Genomic DNA, 15748 nt, shown 5'->3' on the forward strand with positions numbered 1-15748 from the left:
CCACGCGCGCGAGGCGGTCGGCCCGTTCTATGGTCTGTGGACATGAGCGAGCGGAGCGAGGACGCCGGATGAGTACAGCGCCTGACGTCGACTACAGCGCGACCTCCCTGCGGCCCGCGTGGAGTTCCCTCCCACTCGCAATCCGTGAGGCGGTGGCCGAAGCGTTGGGCGCCGAGGTCGCCGAGGCCGGCTCTCCCGTCAGCTCAGGCTTCACCGGCGGCTTCGCAGCTCCGCTACAGCTGGCCGACGGCCGCCGCGTCTTCATGAAGGCCTCCGCCGACACGCTGCACTCCTACCGCGCCTACCAACGCGAAGCCGAGGTGGTCCCGCAGCTCCCGGCGGCGATCAAGGTGCCCACGATCATCGCGACGGCTCACGCCGTCGACGACGGTGGGAGTGGGGGCTCGGCGGCGCCCGCTTCCTCCTCCGCGCTGTCCGCCGGAGGCGGGCGGCGGTGGTTTGCGGTGCTGTCGGAGTGGGTTCCGGGGCGAATGCCCGGTCGCCCGTGGACCCGCGAGGACTTTGAGCGGGTTAGCAGGACGTGTGAGCAGATCGCGCAGGTGATGGAGCCAAGCCCGCTCGGTGGATTGAAGTCGTTTCTCAGTGACCTCAATGACACCGACGCGCCGTTGCAGACGCCCGCTCGCATTCTGGCCGGCGAGGCACCACTGCCGACCGGCCTCCAACCATGGGTGCCCAAGATCCTGCCCGAGCTTGTCGCCCTGGTGGAGCTGGCGCCGGAAGCCTTTGCCGGAGACACCGCAACGCACGGCGACCTCCGGCCCGACAACCTGCTGATCGACGGCGACGGCACCTGCTGGACCGTCGACTGGAACTGGCTGGCGCTTGGACCGCGGTGGATGGACTGGCTCGGCCTGCTCCCGGTCGCGCAGCACCACGGCATCGACACCGCCGCCGCGATCCGGACCAGCCCGCTGGCGGCCGGCGTACCGGCGGATCATCTCGACTGCTACATCGCGGCGGTGGCGGCGTACATGATGAGGAATGCGGACGCGCCGCCGCCGTTCGGGTGTACGCCGGCGTTGCGTGAGCATCAGCGGTACTACGCCTGGACGTTCCTCGAGTGGCTCGCCGTACGGCGTGGGTGGCTACCGTAAAGGTATGAGTAAAGGTCCGACCACGAGGTTCAAGGTCGAGGTGCTCGACGGCGACCGGACGTCCCGGCGGGAGGACGTCGTCGTCACCGAGGAGCCGCTCGAGCTCCGGCTGGAGTGGCCCGGCCGTCCGCCCGAGCCGCTGGTGGTGACGATGCGGACCCCCGGGTCCGACTTCGAGCTCGCCGCCGGCTTCTGCCTCGGCGAAGGTTTCGCAACCCGGCCGGACGCGATCAAGACCGTTGCCTACTGCACCGACGTGAAGCTGACCCGGGAGCAGCAGTTCAACACGGTCACGGTCACCTTCGACGGCCCGCCCGACCGCGAATCACCCCAGCGGTACGGCGTGACGTCGGCAGCCTGCGGCGTCTGCGGCCAGCAGAGCCTCGACGAGCTGGCCGAGCGCGACTACGCCCCCGTCGACCCGGTGCAAACAACTGTCGACGTCGTACGGCGCCTCCCGGAGCAACTCCGCGAAGGTCAGCCGATGTTCGCGCGTACGGGCGGTCTGCACGCCGCAGGCCTGTTCACGGCAGATGGCCGGAAGGTCGTCGTGAAGGAAGACGTGGGACGGCACAACGCGGTCGACAAGGTGGTCGGCTGGACGCTCCTCAATCAGCACAGCCGCAAAGGCCTCGTCCTGGTCGTCAGCGGCCGCGCCGGCTACGAGATCATCCAGAAGGCGGTCGCAGCCGGCGTCGGCATGATCGTCGCCGTCGGCGCACCCTCCAGCCTCGCGGTCGAACTGGCCCGCCGTTTCGACATCACCGTCGCCGGCTTCACCCGCGGCGACCGCTGTGTGGTCTACAGCTGCCCCGAGCGGATCATCCGCGCATAGGTCGCACGCCGTACGGGTACCGAGTCGTCGCCGCTAACCAGGAGGCGAACGACAATGGACCTTCAGCTGATTGGTCCGACCGAAAAATTCCCACCGGCGACGCTGGTCGACCCACCTACACGTGGCTACATTCACCTCGGGGCAGCCGTCGAGCCGCCCTCCGGGCGAGCGCCGTTCGCGCGCAGCAGCGAGCAGAAGGCGCAACTGCTGGAACGGTTGAAGTCCATGGCACAGGACCTCGCCGACTCTGATGACGTGGAGAAGGTCACCGTGTATGACGCGGTTCTCATGCCACCGCCGGCGGGCTACGCCAGACGACACGGGGTGCACCACGCCCGGTACGACGTCGTGGTGCTGATCGAAACGACCTCACCCGAGCTGATCGGACAGGTACAGGAGACCGAGCTGTACCGGGTCCTGCACGACGCGCTGGTGGCAGCCGCCAAGGACGTGCATGTGATGGCCGCCCGCTGCACCAGATCGCTCGGGGACGTGGACAAATCCCGGCCTGGCCTGTTCCTGTTCAACTACTTCGTCGCCGAGGACGCCGACCTCGCAGTGGACCTGTGGGAGCACCTGTCCGGCTGGTTCGTGAAACAGAGCGGGCTGGACAACTCCACTCTGCTGGTACCGATCGACAAGTCCGATTACGTGTTCGTCAATCACGCGCGGTGGGACTACGGCATCCCGCGGCTCATGCTCCACCAGGTGGCGAAGCCGAGCTTCCGCAGCTACGTCCTGACCAACCTGCTGGTCAATCGGACCGGGGCGATGCCGGTGTTCTACCACCTGGCATGAACGTCAACTCTCCAGCTTGATAAAGGTCGCCCGCGGCACGTACTCGTAGCGGTCCGGCATGCAGGTCAGGATGATGATCTGCCCGTGGTCGCCGGCCCGCCCGAGCAACGCACCCATGTCCCGCAGCCGGGCCTTGTCCGACCAGCCGAGAGCGTCGTCGAAGATCACCGGCACACTGCCCTCGCCCGTGCTGACCAGGTGACTGATCGCGAGCCGCGTGATGATCGCAAGCTGCTCCTGGGCACCCGTCGACAACGCGTCCACCCGCAGCCGCACGCCGTCCAGCTCGCGTTCCGCGACGGCAAGGTCGTCGTCCAGCCACACCCGGAACGACGGCCCGTACACACTCCGCCCGAGCGCCTCGATCCGGCTCTGCAACGGCTCCGAGTACTTCGTCTGTGCCTCGGCCCGATGCCGGCTCAGCGTCTCGTGCACCCGCCGCGCCGCCTCCGCCCGCCGACGCAGGCTCTCATGTTCCGAACGTACGGCGGCCAACTCCAGCTCAGCCACATCGCGCCGCGTGGCCAACCCGTCCCGCCCCGACTGCTCCAACCGCCCCTCGGTCGTCCGCAGCGCATCCCGCAACGTGTCCCGCTCACCCTGCAACCGCGTCGCGACCGCCAACGCATCGGCAAGCGCCCCGGCAACCTGATCGGCGCCAGCCGCATCGACCTGCTCCTGTACGGCGGTCAGCTCCTCCAGCACCGCCTCAGCCTCTGCCTTCGCCTCGATCTCAGCGGCAGACACCGCCTCATCGTCCAGAGCAGCCCGAGCAGCATCCAACGCCTCGACCGCAGCCGCCAGCCGCTCCCCCGCCAGCTCCGATCGCGCCCGCGCGTTCTGCGCCTCCGACCGATCCTCGTCCGCGGCCTTCCGCGCCTGCGCCGCCGCGAATTCCGCGTCACTCAGCAACCGCTCCACCGACGCCAGCTCAGCCCGCGCTTCCTCGAGTGCGCGTTGCGCGCCGGCAAGATCGTCCGGCTCGCCCACCGGCAGCTCGAAGCCCTCGAAGAGCGTGTCGTGCGGCGACGCGAATTCCTCGAACAACGACATCTGACCCGGCACGCCCTCGACCGCGGGTTGCTGGTTCGGCACCTCCGCGGGCTCCTCCGGCCCCAGTCGCGCGGTCAGCACGGCGATCCGCTCCCCCAGATCACCACCAGCCGTCAGCGACCGCTCAGTCCGACGAGCCTCCTGCAGCTCAGCCGACGCAGTATCAGCCTTCCGGAGCAACTCCCGAGCCGCCGCCAGGTCCTTCACCCCGGCCTTCTTCAGCAGGTCCTTCTCCCGCCGCACAGCCTCGTCCACGCGCGACCGCAGCGTCGCCGCCTCGCCACCCGCGCGCACCGTGACCTCAACCTGCCCGGGCACGCCGATCACCAGCTCACCGGAGACCAGCAGCTCAGCCGATTCGTCGAAGCCCAACTCACTTGGCAGCGGGTCCACGCCTGTCCCCGACAACTCCACCGGCTCGGCGCCCAACCGTCGTACCGAAACCTCCGGAACTCCGGCCGCCAGCGCGGCGCGCGCCTCGACGACCTTGGCCCGGGCGTCTTCCAGCGCGGACACGAGCGCGTCGTCGACCTTGATCCGGTCGAGGATCGTGCCGGCCGCGGCGATCCGCGCGCGTACGTCGACCAACTCCGCCTGCTGCCCAAGCAACCGGTCGAGCTCAGCCCGGTCCACCAACTCCGAGACCCGCCGCTCGGCCTCCTGGACGTCCGTACGGCGTGCGTCCTTGAGCTCGACCACCTCCGCCAGCGCTGCCTCTGCCGCGTGCACTGTTTCCGCAGCGGTCTTGGCGACCGTCTCGGCATCAGTACGACGCTTGGCCAGCTCAGCGTCCGTCTTGGCGAACCGCTCGACCTCGTCAAGCAGCCGCTCCCGCTCCACCCGGGTCCGCGTGTGGTTCACCAACCGGGCCTGCGCGGTCTCGGCCCGGTGGCGTACGGCGTCGCGCCGCAGCAGGATCTCGTCGGTCGCCTTCTTGCGTTCGCGCAGCTCCTCGACCGACTTGAGGTGGTCGGTCAAACGGCTATCGACATCGGAGAGGTCGAGCGCGAGCCGCTCGGCGCGGCGGATGTCCTGCTGGACCTCCTCCATCGCCTTCATTGCCTGGGCCGCGGTCAGTTCGGCGGCGGCGACCGCCTTCTCGGACCTCGCGAAGTCGCCGGTTGCGCGACCGCCGCGTGTCCAGTAGCGCAGGTACTCATGCTCGACCGCCGTCACGAGCGGCATCGACGCACCGTCGACCGGCGTACCGGACTCCGCGGTCACCGCGGTGATCAGCGGCTCGGCGTCCGCCGGGGTCGGCAGCACCAGCGACTGGCCCTGGCTGACCATCAGGGTCTGCCACAAGACCGGGTCGACGTGCTCATGGAAGAGGCGCTCGGCTTCGTTGTGCGCCTCGCGACCGGTCCACGACTGCCGCCGGCCGTCGGGCTCGACGATGGTCAGCTCGGTCGAACGGTTCTTCAGCCAGCGCTTGGTGTAGGTGAGCTCGCGACCGCCGAGGGTCAGCTCGACCGTGACCTCAGGCCCGACGTCCTGACCGACCGGCTGGATCTCCCGGATCTGGGTCGACTTGGAGTCGTCGGGCAGCTTGAAGATCAGCCCGAACGCCTCGACCAGGCTGGACTTGCCGACCTCGTTGTCGCCGACCACGACGGTGGTGCCGAGCGCGGGCAGCCGAACGGAACGGTCCTTGACGCCGCGAAAATTACGAAGCGTCAGACAGTGCAGTCTCAACGCAACCTCATCCCGCGTCCCGGGCCAATCGATGCATCAACGACAGCGCCACACCGGCACTCTCGTCGCCGGCGGCCAGCGCCTGCCGCAGCTCCTCCATCGCCGCCCGGGCGGGACCGCTCAACTGCAAAGCGTCCAGATCTGCGGCGTCCGGCGCCGGCCGCACGGTCCAGAACTTGGTCCACCGCTCGACGCACGCGAACACTTCGCCCTGCGCGTCGATGATCGCGTCGAGCCGGCTCAGCAGCGGAAGCGGCAGCGATCCGTCCCCGGCGAGCCGGACGTACGTGCGTTCCTTGTCCGGCAGCTCGGCGAACCAGTCCTCGAGCGCCTGGATCGACTCCTCGTCGAACAACTCGACCCGATGGTCGACCATGTGCCACGCACCGACCCGAATTGCCTCCACCACGATCTCGTCAGCGCCCAGCGTCACCGCGAGCACATTGCCCGGATCGGTCTCCTCGGGCGTAGTCACTTCCTGCGTCCCGGAGAACCAGATCCGATCGGTCACCCGCGTGGTCGAGTGCCGGTCGCCGAGACCGACGTACTGCAACCGGCCATCCGCGACCGCCGCCTCCAGCGCGGCCTGATCGATCGTCGGTACGTCGGACATGCCGCCGGACAAGCTGGTCAGTTGCCCGTGCGCCAGCAGGATCCTGGTCTTGCCGGGCTTCAGCTCGGCGTACCCGGGCGCGGCCGGATCCGACAACGGCCGGCGGGACCGCCACGGCGCGCCGACGATCTCGACGCCCGGCACGATCTCCAGCGGCTTGGTGTCGGTCAGGACGGTGACGTGCTCCGGCGCGTGCGCCTGCCACTGGGCCGACGTCCACAGCGAGCCGGGCTCGAGGGCGTCGTGGTTGCCGGGCAGCAGCACCACCGGGACCGGGATCCGCTTCAGCGCTTCACAAGCACGCAAGATCGTCTGCCGCTCGACCTGGTTGTGCTCGAAGACGTCTCCGGTGACGACCACGAACGCCGCTCCGGTGCTCACCGCGACCTCGCCGATCCGCGCGACAGCATCCAGCCGGGCCTGACCCCACCGGGCCTGACCGTCCGGCCCCAGGAACCGGCGCATCATCCCCAGCTGCCAGTCCGAGCTGTGCAGAAACGTGATCGACTCTTCCATCGCGGGCAGAACGCTAACCTGCGGCACCGACAACCGCCCACTCAACACACCCCGAACCCCCACACCGCCCACACTCCGGACACTCCTTGGAACTCACATGGCAGGATCGGCTGCGTGCTGGAGACCGAGAGGTTGACAATGCGTCGATTCACGGCTGACGACGTCGAACTCCTGGTGGGGCTCGACTCGGATCCGGAGGTGATGCGATTCCTGACCGGGCAGCCGACGCCGCGGGAGGAGATCGAGAACGTCGTCTTACCCGGCATCTTGAAGGTGTACGCCGCCCATCCGCGGCTCGGGACTTTCGCGGCCCACCAGAAATCGGACGGCGCGTTCATCGGGTGGTTCGGCCTACAGCCGACCGCGGACGCGAAGACTGTCGACGTCGGTTACCGGCTCAACCGGACGGCCTGGGGCAAGGGGTATGCGACCGAGGGGACTCGAGCGCTCATCGACAAGGCCTTCGGCGAAGGTATGGAGCGAGTCGTCGCCGACACGATGGCGGTCAACCATCGGTCTCGCGCGGTGATGCGGCGGGCCGGGTTGCGGTTCGTGCGGGTCTACCACGAGCACTTCGACGACCCGCTGCCGGGCACCGAGTTCGGTGAGGTCGAGTACGCGATCGATCGCCGTACCTGGGAGGCTGGGCGACGTGCCTGACGATCAGCAGCCGTACGCCGTACTGGACATCGACGCGACCTTGTCCGACACCAGCCAGCGGATCCACTTCATCGAGAAGCGGCCGAAGGACTGGGACTCGTTCTTCGCGCATGCCAAGGAGGACGCCGTACTGGAGGAAGGGCTGGCGGTCGCGACGACGCTGGCGGCCGACCACGTGATCGTCTACCTGACCGGGCGGCCCGAGCGGCTGCGGCGGGACACACTGAGGTGGCTGAAGGACAACGGCTTCCCCGACGGCAAGGTCTACATGCGTGGCGACACCGACCGCCGCCCGTCGGTGACGATGAAGCTCGGCCGGCTGAAACGTCTCGCCGAGGAGCGCCGCGTGGCCGTCCTGGTCGACGACGACGTCAAGGTGTGCGCGGCCGCCGAGAAGGCCGGCTACCCGGTGCTGAGGGCCGACTGGGGACTCGACGCCGAGACCCAGCCGACCCTCTTCGAGGCCCAGGAAGAAGAGGGCCGGACCTGAGCTATTTGCTCAAGCCCACACCGAGCACGTTCGGGTACGGCGGGTACGACGGCAGGTAGAAGTTCTGCACCTTCGATCCGTGCAGGAACGCGTTCCGGGCGTAGATCAGCGGTACGACGGGAGCGTCGGCCAGGATCTGCTTGTCCAGCGCACCCCACGCGGCAGCGGACTTCGCCTTGTCCGGCTCCGCGGTTGCGGCGTTGATCGCGGCGTCGACCGCCGGGTTCGAGTACCGGGAGATGTTGTAGCCACCGTTGCCGATCTCGGACGACGCGAACAGCGGCTGGATGTTGCCGATCGCGCTGGAGAAGTCCGGCAGCCAGCTCGACACGGTCAGGTCGAAGTCGGCTTTGTTGCCCGTGATCAGGTCCGTCAGCGGCTGAGCGTCCAGCGGCTTGATCTGCACCGTGATGCCGGCCCGCTTCAGGCCCTGCTGAATCGCCTGCGCGACGTCCATACCGGTGTCGGTGTCGGCGACCATGAGCAGCTTGAGGTTGCTGACGCCGGCCGCCGCCAGCAGCTGCTTCGCCTTCTCCGGGTCTCCGGCCGGCGGCGCGTCGTACAGGTTGAACTTGCTGTAGCCGTCGATGCCCGGCGTGATCAGCGTGGAGGCAATCTCGCCGCCGTACTCCGGACCGCCCTCGGCAACCTGGACGGCCTGCTTGTCGACGGCGTACTCGATCGCCTTGCGTACGGCGGGGTTCGCCAGCGCTGGGCGCTTGGTGTTCAGCGCCAGGTAGAGCAACGCACCGGACGGCGAGGTCGCGACGCGTGACTTGACCGCGGGGTTGCCGTTCACTGTCGGGATCAGCGCGGCCGGCAGCGAGACTCCGGTGGCGGCGGCGAACTTGTCGTCGCCGGCGTCCGCGATCAGCCGCTGGTTGACCACATCGGCCTGCAGGCCCATGTCGATGACAATCGAGTCCGGCAGACCGGTCCGCGCCTCGTCGGTCGACTTGTCCCAGTTCGGGTTGCGCTCCAGCTCGAGCTTCGAGCCCGGCGAGTACGACTTCACCTGGTAGGGGCCGCTCGCGACCGGGTCCTCGCCGTAGTGCGCCGGGTCCTTGTCGGCCGCCTTCGGCACCGGCGAGAACGCCGGCATGCTGACGATCCACGGCCAGTCGCCGAACGACTTGTTCAGCTTGAAGATGATCGTGCTGTCGTCCGGGGTCTCGATCGACGCCAGCTGGGCGCCCTTGTAGGGGCCGGCGTACTTGTCGCCGCCGACCAGCAGCGACTTGTGGTAGCCGAGTCCGCCGGACAACTCCGGCGCGAAGGACCGCTCGACGCCGTACTTGATGTCGGCGGCAACGATCGGCGTACCGTCGGCGTACTTGAGACCCGGCTTGAGCTTGTAGGTCCAGGTCTTGCCGTCGGCACTGACCTGGCCGGTGTCGGTGGCCAGGTCGGGCACCAGTTCGGCGGCCTTGTCCGGCGAAGTCTTCCACGACGTCAGGCCGCGCAGCACCAGGTGGATCGTGCTGGTGCCGAGGTTCTGGCTCTTGGCCGGGTCGAGGCTGATCTCCTTGGAGGTGCTCAGGATGTGGAAGGTGCCGCCCGCCTCGGCGGCACCCGTCGTACTGCCACCGGAGGTGGATTGGTTATTGGCGTTGCAGGCGGCAACCGCCAACGCCAGCGCGGCCGCAACGGCGACCGCACTTGTGGTGCGCTTCATCGGTGTCCTTTCAGATTTCTGGCAAGTAGCAGGCGGCCTTGTGTTCGTTGCTTCCGGCAACTGCTTCGAGCACCAACCGTTTCGTCGAGCAGATGTCCTCGGCCTTGTAACATCGGGTCCGGAACGGGCAGCCGGACGGCGGCGAGATCGGTGTCGGGACATCACCGGTCAGCACGATCCGATCCCGTACGGCGCCCGGCTCGGGCACCGGCACCGCCGACAGCAACGCCCGCGTGTACGGATGGGCCGGATGGTCGTAAACCTCGGCGGCCGGCCCTTCCTCGACGATCGTGCCGAGGTACATCACCGCGATCCGGCTGGCTACCTGCCGTACGACGGCCAGGTCGTGAGCGACGAGCACATACGACAGACCGAGTTCGTCGCGGAGGTCGGCGAGCAGGTTCAGCACCTGCGCCTGGATCGAGACATCGAGTGCCGACACCGGTTCGTCGCAGACCAGGAGCTCCGGCTGCACCGACAGAGCGCGGGCGATGCCGATCCGCTGTCGCTGACCACCGGAGAACTCGTGCGGATAGCGATCGAGGTGTTCCGCCGACAAACCGACCTGCTCGAGCAGCTCGACCAGTTGGATCTTGGTCGGCCGGATCCCCTGCGCGCGGAACGGGGTGGTGAGGATCGTGCCGACCGACTGCCGCGGGTTCAGCGACGCCTGCGGATCCTGGAACACCATCTGGACCTTGCGCCGGACCGGCCGCAGCTTCCGGCCGCTGACCTTGGTGACGTCGACGCCACCGATCTCGACCCGGCCGGCAGTGGGATCCAGCAACCGCGTCGCGACCCGCGCGAGCGTCGACTTGCCCGAGCCCGACTCCCCCACCAGTCCGACGGTTTCGCCCTTGCGGACAACGAAGCTCACGTCGTCCACGGCCTTCACTGCCTGGGCCTGACGCCAAGGCACGCCGCCGCGGAGACCGAAGTACTTCTTGATGTTCTCGAGGTGCAGCAACTCGTCAGGCATCGGACGGCCTCCGCCCCAGGTGGCAAGCCGCTTCGTGATCGCCTTCACCCGGGCGCGGCGTCAGCTCGGGGCGTTCGGTGATGCAGCGTTCGCCGACGCGCTCGGTATAGGCGCAGCGCGGCTGGAACGGGCAGCCGGTGCTGATCGACCCAGGCGACGGCGGACTGCCGGGGATCGTCGTCAGCCGCGGCTTCGGCGGTACGTCGACCCGCGGCATCGCACCGAGGAGTCCCAGGCTGTACGGATGCGCCGCGCGATGGAACAGGTCCCGAACCGTGCCTCGTTCGGCCGCCCGTCCGGCGTACATGACGAGGACGTCGTCGGCGACCTCGGCGACCACTCCGAGATCGTGCGAGATGAGGACGAGCGCCGTACCGAACTCCTCCTGGACGTCCTCCAGCAGTCGCATGATCTGTGCCTGCACGGTGACGTCGAGCGCGGTGGTGGGCTCGTCCGCGATCAGCACCTTCGGGTTGTTCACCAACGCCATGGCGATGACGACCCGCTGCCGCATTCCGCCGGAGAACTCGTGCGGGTAGCTGTTCGCCCGGCGCGCGGCATCCGGGATGCCGACCAGGTCGAGCATCCGGACCGCTTGGCGCTGCGCTTCCTTCTTCGAGGCGTCCCGTGACTTGCCATGGTGCAGGCGGTACGCCTCGGCGACCTGCCAGCCGACGCTGTAGTACGGGTTCAGCGCGGAGAGCGCGTCCTGGAAGACGAGCGCGATGTCGTTGCCGCGCACCTTGCGGAGTTCGTCGCTCGGCAGGCCGACGAGATCGCGCCCGTCCAGCAGCACCTCGCCGGTCACATCGGCATTGCCCGGCAGCAGGCCCATCACCGCGGCCGAGCTCACGCTCTTACCCGAGCCGGACTCGCCGACGATGGCGAGCGTCTCGCCGGCCGCGACGGCGAAGTCGATGCCGTCCACCGCCGGGACCAGCCCGCCGTCGGTCCGGAAGGTGACGTGGAGGTCGTGGACTTCCAGGACCGGCCTAGCCATGACTCACCCTCGGGTCGAGCACTCCATGCACGATGTCCACCAAAAGATTCGCGAGGATGATCAGGAAGGCCGAGAAGAGCGTCGTACCGACGACGACTGCGACGTCCAACTGAGCGACCGCGCTGATCAGCAGGTCGCCCAGCCCCTGCATGCTGAACACCTTCTCGGTCAGGATCGCGCCACCGAGCAGACCACCGAGGTCGAGCCCGAACAGCGTCACGATCGGCACCAGCGCACCCCGCAGGCCATGCGTCAGGACCACGCGCGCCTCACCGGCACCCTTCGCCCGGGCCGTCGTGATGTGGTCGAGGTTCAGCTCTTCCATCATCTGCGCACGCGTCAGCCTGATGTACGACGCCGCCTGCAGAACGGCCAGCACGAGCCACGGGGTGACCAGGTGCCAGGCCCAGTCGACCGGGCTGTCGGTGAGCGGGATGTAGCCGCTGACCGGGACCATGTTGAGCCAGAACCCGAAGACGAGGATCGCCAGCAGACCGATCAGGAACGACGGCGACGCGACTCCGACCAGCGCGAACCCGACGCTGAGCCGATCGAGCGGCCGGCCACGGTTGAGCGCGGCAACGACACCGAGCGACACCCCGATGATCAACCACAGCACCGCCGCTCCGAGCGCGATCGACGCCGTGATCGGCAGTCGCTCGAGGATGAGCGTGGTCACCGGGCGCGCCAGCGGGAACGAGTAGCCGAAGCAGGGCGCGTTGCAGTGCACGGCCGCGGTGCCGTCGCCGAACGTGCGGCCGGCGAAGATGCCTTTGAGGAAGTTCAGGTACTGCTGGATCGTGCTCTGATCCAGCTGCATGAAATGCCGGGCCTGCTCGAGCCGGTCCGGCGTACACGGTTTACCGCAGGCGAGATTCGCCGGGTCGGCGGGGATCGCATAGAAGATCAGGTAGACGGCGAAGCTCAGCGCGAGCATCACCAGTACGGCCGCGGCAAGACGTCGTACCACGAACCAGGCAAGGTCGGGCATCTCAGTTCGCCCTCCGCAACCGCACGTCGAACGCGTCGCGGACACTGTCGCCGAGCAACGTGAACCCGAGTACGGCGAGGAACAGCGCAGCGCCCGGGAAAACCAGGAACCACGGATCGGCGCCGGTGTAGACCCAGGCGATCGAGTCGGAGATCGAACGTCCGAGGCTCGGCGTCGGCGGCGGTACGCCAACCCCGAGGAACGACAGCGCGGCCTCAGCGCCGATGTAGCCGGGCACGGCCATCGTCGCGACGACGAGCACCGGGCCGAGCAGATTCGGCAGCAGCTCGCGGGTGACGACGTGCCAGCCGGAGGAGCCGACGCTGCGGGCCGCCTCGACGAACTCGCGGGCGACCAGCGAGCGCGCCTGGTTACGGATCAGCCGGGCCAGACCGGCCCAGCCGAAGACGCTGAGCACCAGGATCAGCAGCAGCCAGCGCGGGAACCCGCCCGGGACAATGATGCCGAGGGCAATCATGAAGACGAGCTGCGGGAAACCGAAGAGGAAGTCCACCAGCCGCGAGACGACGGCGTCGTACCAGCCACCGAAGTACGCCGCGCTGATGCCGACCAAGGTGCCGACCACTGTGGTGATGAGGGTCACGACGACCGCGATGAACAGCGACGTCCGGAGGCCGAGCACCACGATCGAGAACAAGTCCCGCCCGGTCAGCGGCTCCACGCCGAACCAGTGGTCGCCGCTGACTCCACCGATCGCACCTTTGGGTGCGTTGCCGCGGGCGGGATCGAGGAGGTCGATGTGGTACGTGTACGCGTCCTGGCCGGCCAGCTTGACCAGCAGCGGCGCCGCGGCCGCGACGACGATCAGCCCGACAACCAGGGCGACACCGGCCCGCGCACTCCGATCCCGCCGTACCCGGCGCAACGCCAGCCGGGTGGGCGAAACGGCCCCGGCGACCGAGGAACTCACAAGCACTCCTCACGATGGAAACATCCAGCCGGCAAACGCTAGGCCGCTTCCACCCGCCACTCCGACCACATCCCAAATCTTGAGAAAGCCGACTCAAGAACTTCACATTGAGCTACGCCTAGGCGAGGCTGATCCACGGCGGAACCGCACCTCCTGGCTGGCTGCCCTCGGTTTCCGGCTGGCCGACGTACGGATGCCGACGAGCATCTGGTTCGGGTCCGGCGACGACCGAGCCCGGAAGTACGCCTACCGCGAACTGCTGCATGGCTTGGCGGCTTTCAGAGCGGCAGCTGATACCGGCTCACCCACGTCGAGGGGCCGTGCCGGTCTGCGACGTCGCCTTGGTGCTGGAAGCCTCGGGACTCGTAGTAGGTCCTGAGTCGCCGGTTGGTGCTGACGCAGTCGAGGCGGAGATAGGCGCAGCCGAGGGCTTGGCTAGTCGCGGTGGCCCAGTCGTGGAGCGACGCGCCGAGACCGGCGGCCGAGCGTCTGACCGCCAGTTGGTGCACGTAGCCGGCGTGGGCCTCAAGGCCGGACCAGGGGGCGTCGTCCCAGTCCAGCGTGATGGTGCCGGCGACGACACCGTCGAGACGGGCCAGCCACGTATCGCCACGGTCGATCGCGGGTGCGATCCACTCCGGCTTGAACCGCTCGGGCCATTGCTCGATACCAGACGCCCGCAGCCAGGCCGCCGCCTCATCCAGTACGGCAAGTACATCGTCGACCTCGATCGCGGGCTAGATGGTCAGCACCTTCCCTTGCCAGTTCATAGCGGTCAGTGTGGTGACTCGGGTTGTGGTTGTCGACGGCAACCGGATCGCCGTACGGGACAACCTGTTTCATCCTCAAGGTGGTGGACAGCCGGCGCGGATCGAGGGTGGATCGGCGCGGGTGAGGTCCGGCCGGTGCGTGTTGAGGACCGGCTGGTGTATCTGGACGGCTCGACTGGCGAGTTGAGTGAAGGCGACATCGTCCGCGCGCGGGTGGACGCAGAGCTTCGGCTGTTGCATGCGGCTCTGCACACCGCCGGGCATGTGGTGGACGGGGTGGCTCGGGCCGAGGGGTGGTCGTGGGCCGGGAACAACCACTTCCCAGGGCAGGCCCGGATCGAATTCACCGCACCCGATCCCGTTGAGCTGACCGGCGCCGCCGAGCGGATCCAAGCGGGTGTTGATGCGGCGATAGCAGCAGACCTGGCTGTGACAGCGGTCGAGAGTGACGGGCATGGGACGGCGCATCAGCGGTGGCAACAGCCTGGAGATCTGGCGACTCCGCCTCCCACCCAACACCTCGGTCGAAGGCGTCCCCCACGCCCCCGGCACCAACGAACATCTCCTGGTCGCCGCCGGGCGCCTGACAGCCGGCCCAACCAACGACCCGCGCGAACTCGCCGCCGGCGACCTCCTGGCTTTCGCCGGCGACGCCCCCCACACCTACCGCACCACCAAGACGGCCGCCGACGTCACCGTCGTCATCGCCTCCCCTGTCCAAACCTGAAACTCAGTGGAGCCCGACGGCCACGCACCCGGACACTGAGATGATGATTCAGGACACAGCACAGGCGGCAGACGTCGCGCGCCGGCTAGTGATGGAGCAATTCCCCAGCGCGCTCGCAGCGTGGCTTGGTGGGAGTGTGGTGCGCGGGGACGCGTCGGCGACCTCGGACCTCGACATCACCGTGCTGCTCGACGGACTGCCGGCACCGATGCGGCGGTCAATCGAGTACGGCGGGTGGCCGGTGGAGCTGTTCGTTCACACAGAGGCGTCACTGGCGCACTTCTGCGAGAAGGACCGGCAGCGTCGACAGCCCACCATGATGCGACTGGTCGGCGAGACAGTCATCCTCACCGACACCGACGGCTCCGGCGCACGACTGCAGCAGGCTTGCCTCGCAGAGGTCGAGGCCGGCCCGTCCGCACTCACCACGGCTGAGCTCGACCTGCTCCGCTACACGATCACCTGCCTCCTCGACGACCTCGCCGATGCGTCGACCGACGACGTACGCACCGCAATCGCATCCGTCCTCTGGCAAGACGCGGCCCGCCTACTACTCACCGGCGTACGGCGCTGGTACGGCACCGGCAAGGGCCTCCTCCGCGAGCTCTCCGCCTACGACGCAATCCACGCCACCAACCATGCCCACGACCTACCCGCCGGCGTCCGGGCAGCAAGCGCTGGAGACAGCAGCACCTTGATCGAGCACACCGAGCAGATCCTGAACCTTCACGGCGGCCGCCTCTTCGCCGGCTTCGAACTCGCCGCCGAACCTGTCTGACGGCGCAGCCGTTGCTCGAGGAGACCGACCAGATCCCGGACCCACACGGCGCCACCTCTTCGCCGGCTTCAGCCTGACCGCCGATCCCGCCGGAGCCGGCCGCTGGTCAGCACCCACGA

16 protein-coding genes are annotated in these 15748 nt (G+C 68.3%); 7 read left to right on the forward strand and 9 right to left on the reverse strand.

Annotated elements, in window-relative coordinates:
* Positions 1 to 68: 68 nt before the first annotated feature.
* Genes EV646_RS02740 through EV646_RS02750 form a run of 3 tightly spaced genes read left to right on the forward strand, consistent with a single transcriptional unit; the run spans position 69 to position 2751 of the window.
* Positions 69 to 1118 carry a phosphotransferase family protein gene (locus tag EV646_RS02740; RefSeq protein ID WP_132143529.1) on the forward strand — a complete coding sequence of 350 codons (1050 nt, stop codon included), beginning with the start codon at positions 69 to 71 and terminating at the stop codon, positions 1116 to 1118.
* A 4-nt stretch (positions 1119 to 1122) separates the two neighbouring features.
* The gene (fdhD, locus tag EV646_RS02745) at positions 1123 to 1953 is read left to right on the forward strand and encodes a formate dehydrogenase accessory sulfurtransferase FdhD (RefSeq protein ID WP_132143531.1); all 831 of its coding nucleotides are present in this window, start codon (positions 1123 to 1125) and stop codon (positions 1951 to 1953) included.
* A gap of 54 nt (positions 1954 to 2007) precedes the next feature.
* Positions 2008 to 2751, forward strand: a complete 744-nt coding sequence (locus tag EV646_RS02750) for a hypothetical protein (protein WP_132143533.1) — start codon at positions 2008 to 2010, stop codon at positions 2749 to 2751.
* 3 nt (positions 2752 to 2754) lie between these two features.
* Here EV646_RS02750 and EV646_RS02755 read toward each other — a convergent pair whose 3' ends face one another.
* Together EV646_RS02755 and EV646_RS02760 are read right to left on the reverse strand one after the other, a co-directional pair.
* Positions 2755 to 5499, reverse strand: a complete 2745-nt coding sequence (locus EV646_RS02755; RefSeq protein WP_132143535.1) for an AAA family ATPase — start codon at positions 5497 to 5499, stop codon at positions 2755 to 2757.
* A gap of 7 nt (positions 5500 to 5506) precedes the next feature.
* On the reverse strand, positions 5507 to 6628 hold the full coding sequence (locus EV646_RS02760; protein ID WP_132143537.1) for a metallophosphoesterase family protein: 1122 nt from the start codon (positions 6626 to 6628) through the stop codon (positions 5507 to 5509).
* Positions 6629 to 6766: 138 nt separating this feature from the next.
* Between EV646_RS02760 and EV646_RS02765 the strand changes: the two genes are divergently transcribed.
* Entirely contained in the window at positions 6767 to 7288 is a 522-nt protein-coding gene (locus EV646_RS02765) for a GNAT family N-acetyltransferase (RefSeq protein WP_132143539.1), read from the forward strand.
* On the forward strand, positions 7281 to 7778 hold the full coding sequence (locus EV646_RS02770) for a phosphatase domain-containing protein (RefSeq protein WP_132143541.1): 498 nt from the start codon (positions 7281 to 7283) through the stop codon (positions 7776 to 7778). The genes EV646_RS02765 and EV646_RS02770 overlap by 8 nt, the downstream gene beginning before the upstream one ends.
* 1 nt (position 7779) lies before the next feature.
* Here EV646_RS02770 and EV646_RS02775 read toward each other — a convergent pair whose 3' ends face one another.
* The 7 genes from EV646_RS02775 to EV646_RS02800 all read right to left on the reverse strand — a co-directional run bounded on the left by EV646_RS02775 (position 7780) and on the right by EV646_RS02800 (position 14085).
* Positions 7780 to 9453 carry an ABC transporter substrate-binding protein gene (locus EV646_RS02775; protein WP_132143543.1) on the reverse strand — a complete coding sequence of 558 codons (1674 nt, stop codon included), beginning with the start codon at positions 9451 to 9453 and terminating at the stop codon, positions 7780 to 7782.
* A gap of 10 nt (positions 9454 to 9463) precedes the next feature.
* Positions 9464 to 10432 carry an ABC transporter ATP-binding protein gene (locus EV646_RS02780; RefSeq protein WP_132143545.1) on the reverse strand — a complete coding sequence of 323 codons (969 nt, stop codon included), beginning with the start codon at positions 10430 to 10432 and terminating at the stop codon, positions 9464 to 9466.
* Positions 10425 to 11432: an ABC transporter ATP-binding protein gene (locus EV646_RS02785; protein ID WP_132143547.1), complete on the reverse strand. Its 1008-nt coding sequence runs from the start codon at positions 11430 to 11432 to the stop codon at positions 10425 to 10427. The genes EV646_RS02780 and EV646_RS02785 overlap by 8 nt, the downstream gene beginning before the upstream one ends.
* Positions 11425 to 12423 (reverse strand): ABC transporter permease, encoded by a 999-nt coding sequence (locus tag EV646_RS02790; RefSeq protein ID WP_132143549.1) that lies wholly within the window; start codon positions 12421 to 12423, stop codon positions 11425 to 11427. Before EV646_RS02790 ends, EV646_RS02785 begins: the two co-directional genes overlap by 8 nt.
* Position 12424: 1 nt before the next feature.
* Positions 12425 to 13354, reverse strand: coding sequence for an ABC transporter permease (locus tag EV646_RS02795; protein ID WP_132143551.1), 930 nt, complete (start codon positions 13352 to 13354; stop codon positions 12425 to 12427).
* A gap of 118 nt (positions 13355 to 13472) precedes the next feature.
* On the reverse strand, positions 13473 to 13619 hold the full coding sequence (locus EV646_RS38745; RefSeq protein WP_158290889.1) for a hypothetical protein: 147 nt from the start codon (positions 13617 to 13619) through the stop codon (positions 13473 to 13475).
* Between the two features lie 13 nt (positions 13620 to 13632).
* Positions 13633 to 14085 (reverse strand): GNAT family N-acetyltransferase, encoded by a 453-nt coding sequence (locus EV646_RS02800; RefSeq protein WP_132143553.1) that lies wholly within the window; start codon positions 14083 to 14085, stop codon positions 13633 to 13635.
* Positions 14086 to 14578: 493 nt separating this feature from the next.
* Between EV646_RS02800 and EV646_RS02805 the strand changes: the two genes are divergently transcribed.
* Positions 14579 to 14851 (forward strand): cupin domain-containing protein, encoded by a 273-nt coding sequence (locus tag EV646_RS02805; protein WP_199236757.1) that lies wholly within the window; start codon positions 14579 to 14581, stop codon positions 14849 to 14851.
* Positions 14852 to 14894: 43 nt separating this feature from the next.
* On the forward strand, positions 14895 to 15629 hold the full coding sequence (locus EV646_RS02810) for a nucleotidyltransferase domain-containing protein (RefSeq protein WP_132143555.1): 735 nt from the start codon (positions 14895 to 14897) through the stop codon (positions 15627 to 15629).
* Positions 15630 to 15748 lie beyond the last annotated feature (119 nt).

Origin of the sequence: Kribbella antiqua (assembly GCF_004345665.1) — a bacterium.
GTDB classification, from domain to species: domain Bacteria; phylum Actinomycetota; class Actinomycetes; order Propionibacteriales; family Kribbellaceae; genus Kribbella; species Kribbella antiqua.

Excerpts from the sequence above, each read along its gene's own strand:
- EV646_RS02740 (WP_132143529.1), top strand. The coding sequence starts at position 69 with ATGAGTACAGCGCCTGACGTCGACTACAGCGCGACCTCCCTGCGGCCC.
- fdhD (WP_132143531.1), top strand. The coding sequence starts at position 1,123 with ATGAGTAAAGGTCCGACCACGAGGTTCAAGGTCGAGGTGCTCGACGGC.
- EV646_RS02750 (WP_132143533.1), top strand. The coding sequence starts at position 2,008 with ATGGACCTTCAGCTGATTGGTCCGACCGAAAAATTCCCACCGGCGACG.
- EV646_RS02760 (WP_132143537.1), bottom strand. The coding sequence starts at position 6,628 with ATGGAAGAGTCGATCACGTTTCTGCACAGCTCGGACTGGCAGCTGGGG.
- EV646_RS02765 (WP_132143539.1), top strand. The coding sequence starts at position 6,767 with ATGCGTCGATTCACGGCTGACGACGTCGAACTCCTGGTGGGGCTCGAC.
- EV646_RS02775 (WP_132143543.1), bottom strand. The coding sequence starts at position 9,453 with ATGAAGCGCACCACAAGTGCGGTCGCCGTTGCGGCCGCGCTGGCGTTG.
- EV646_RS02780 (WP_132143545.1), bottom strand. The coding sequence starts at position 10,432 with ATGCCTGACGAGTTGCTGCACCTCGAGAACATCAAGAAGTACTTCGGT.
- EV646_RS02785 (WP_132143547.1), bottom strand. The coding sequence starts at position 11,432 with ATGGCTAGGCCGGTCCTGGAAGTCCACGACCTCCACGTCACCTTCCGG.
- EV646_RS02790 (WP_132143549.1), bottom strand. The coding sequence starts at position 12,423 with ATGCCCGACCTTGCCTGGTTCGTGGTACGACGTCTTGCCGCGGCCGTA.
- EV646_RS38745 (WP_158290889.1), bottom strand. The coding sequence starts at position 13,619 with ATGCAGCAGTTCGCGGTAGGCGTACTTCCGGGCTCGGTCGTCGCCGGA.
- EV646_RS02805 (WP_199236757.1), top strand. The coding sequence starts at position 14,579 with ATGGGACGGCGCATCAGCGGTGGCAACAGCCTGGAGATCTGGCGACTC.
- EV646_RS02810 (WP_132143555.1), top strand. The coding sequence starts at position 14,895 with ATGATTCAGGACACAGCACAGGCGGCAGACGTCGCGCGCCGGCTAGTG.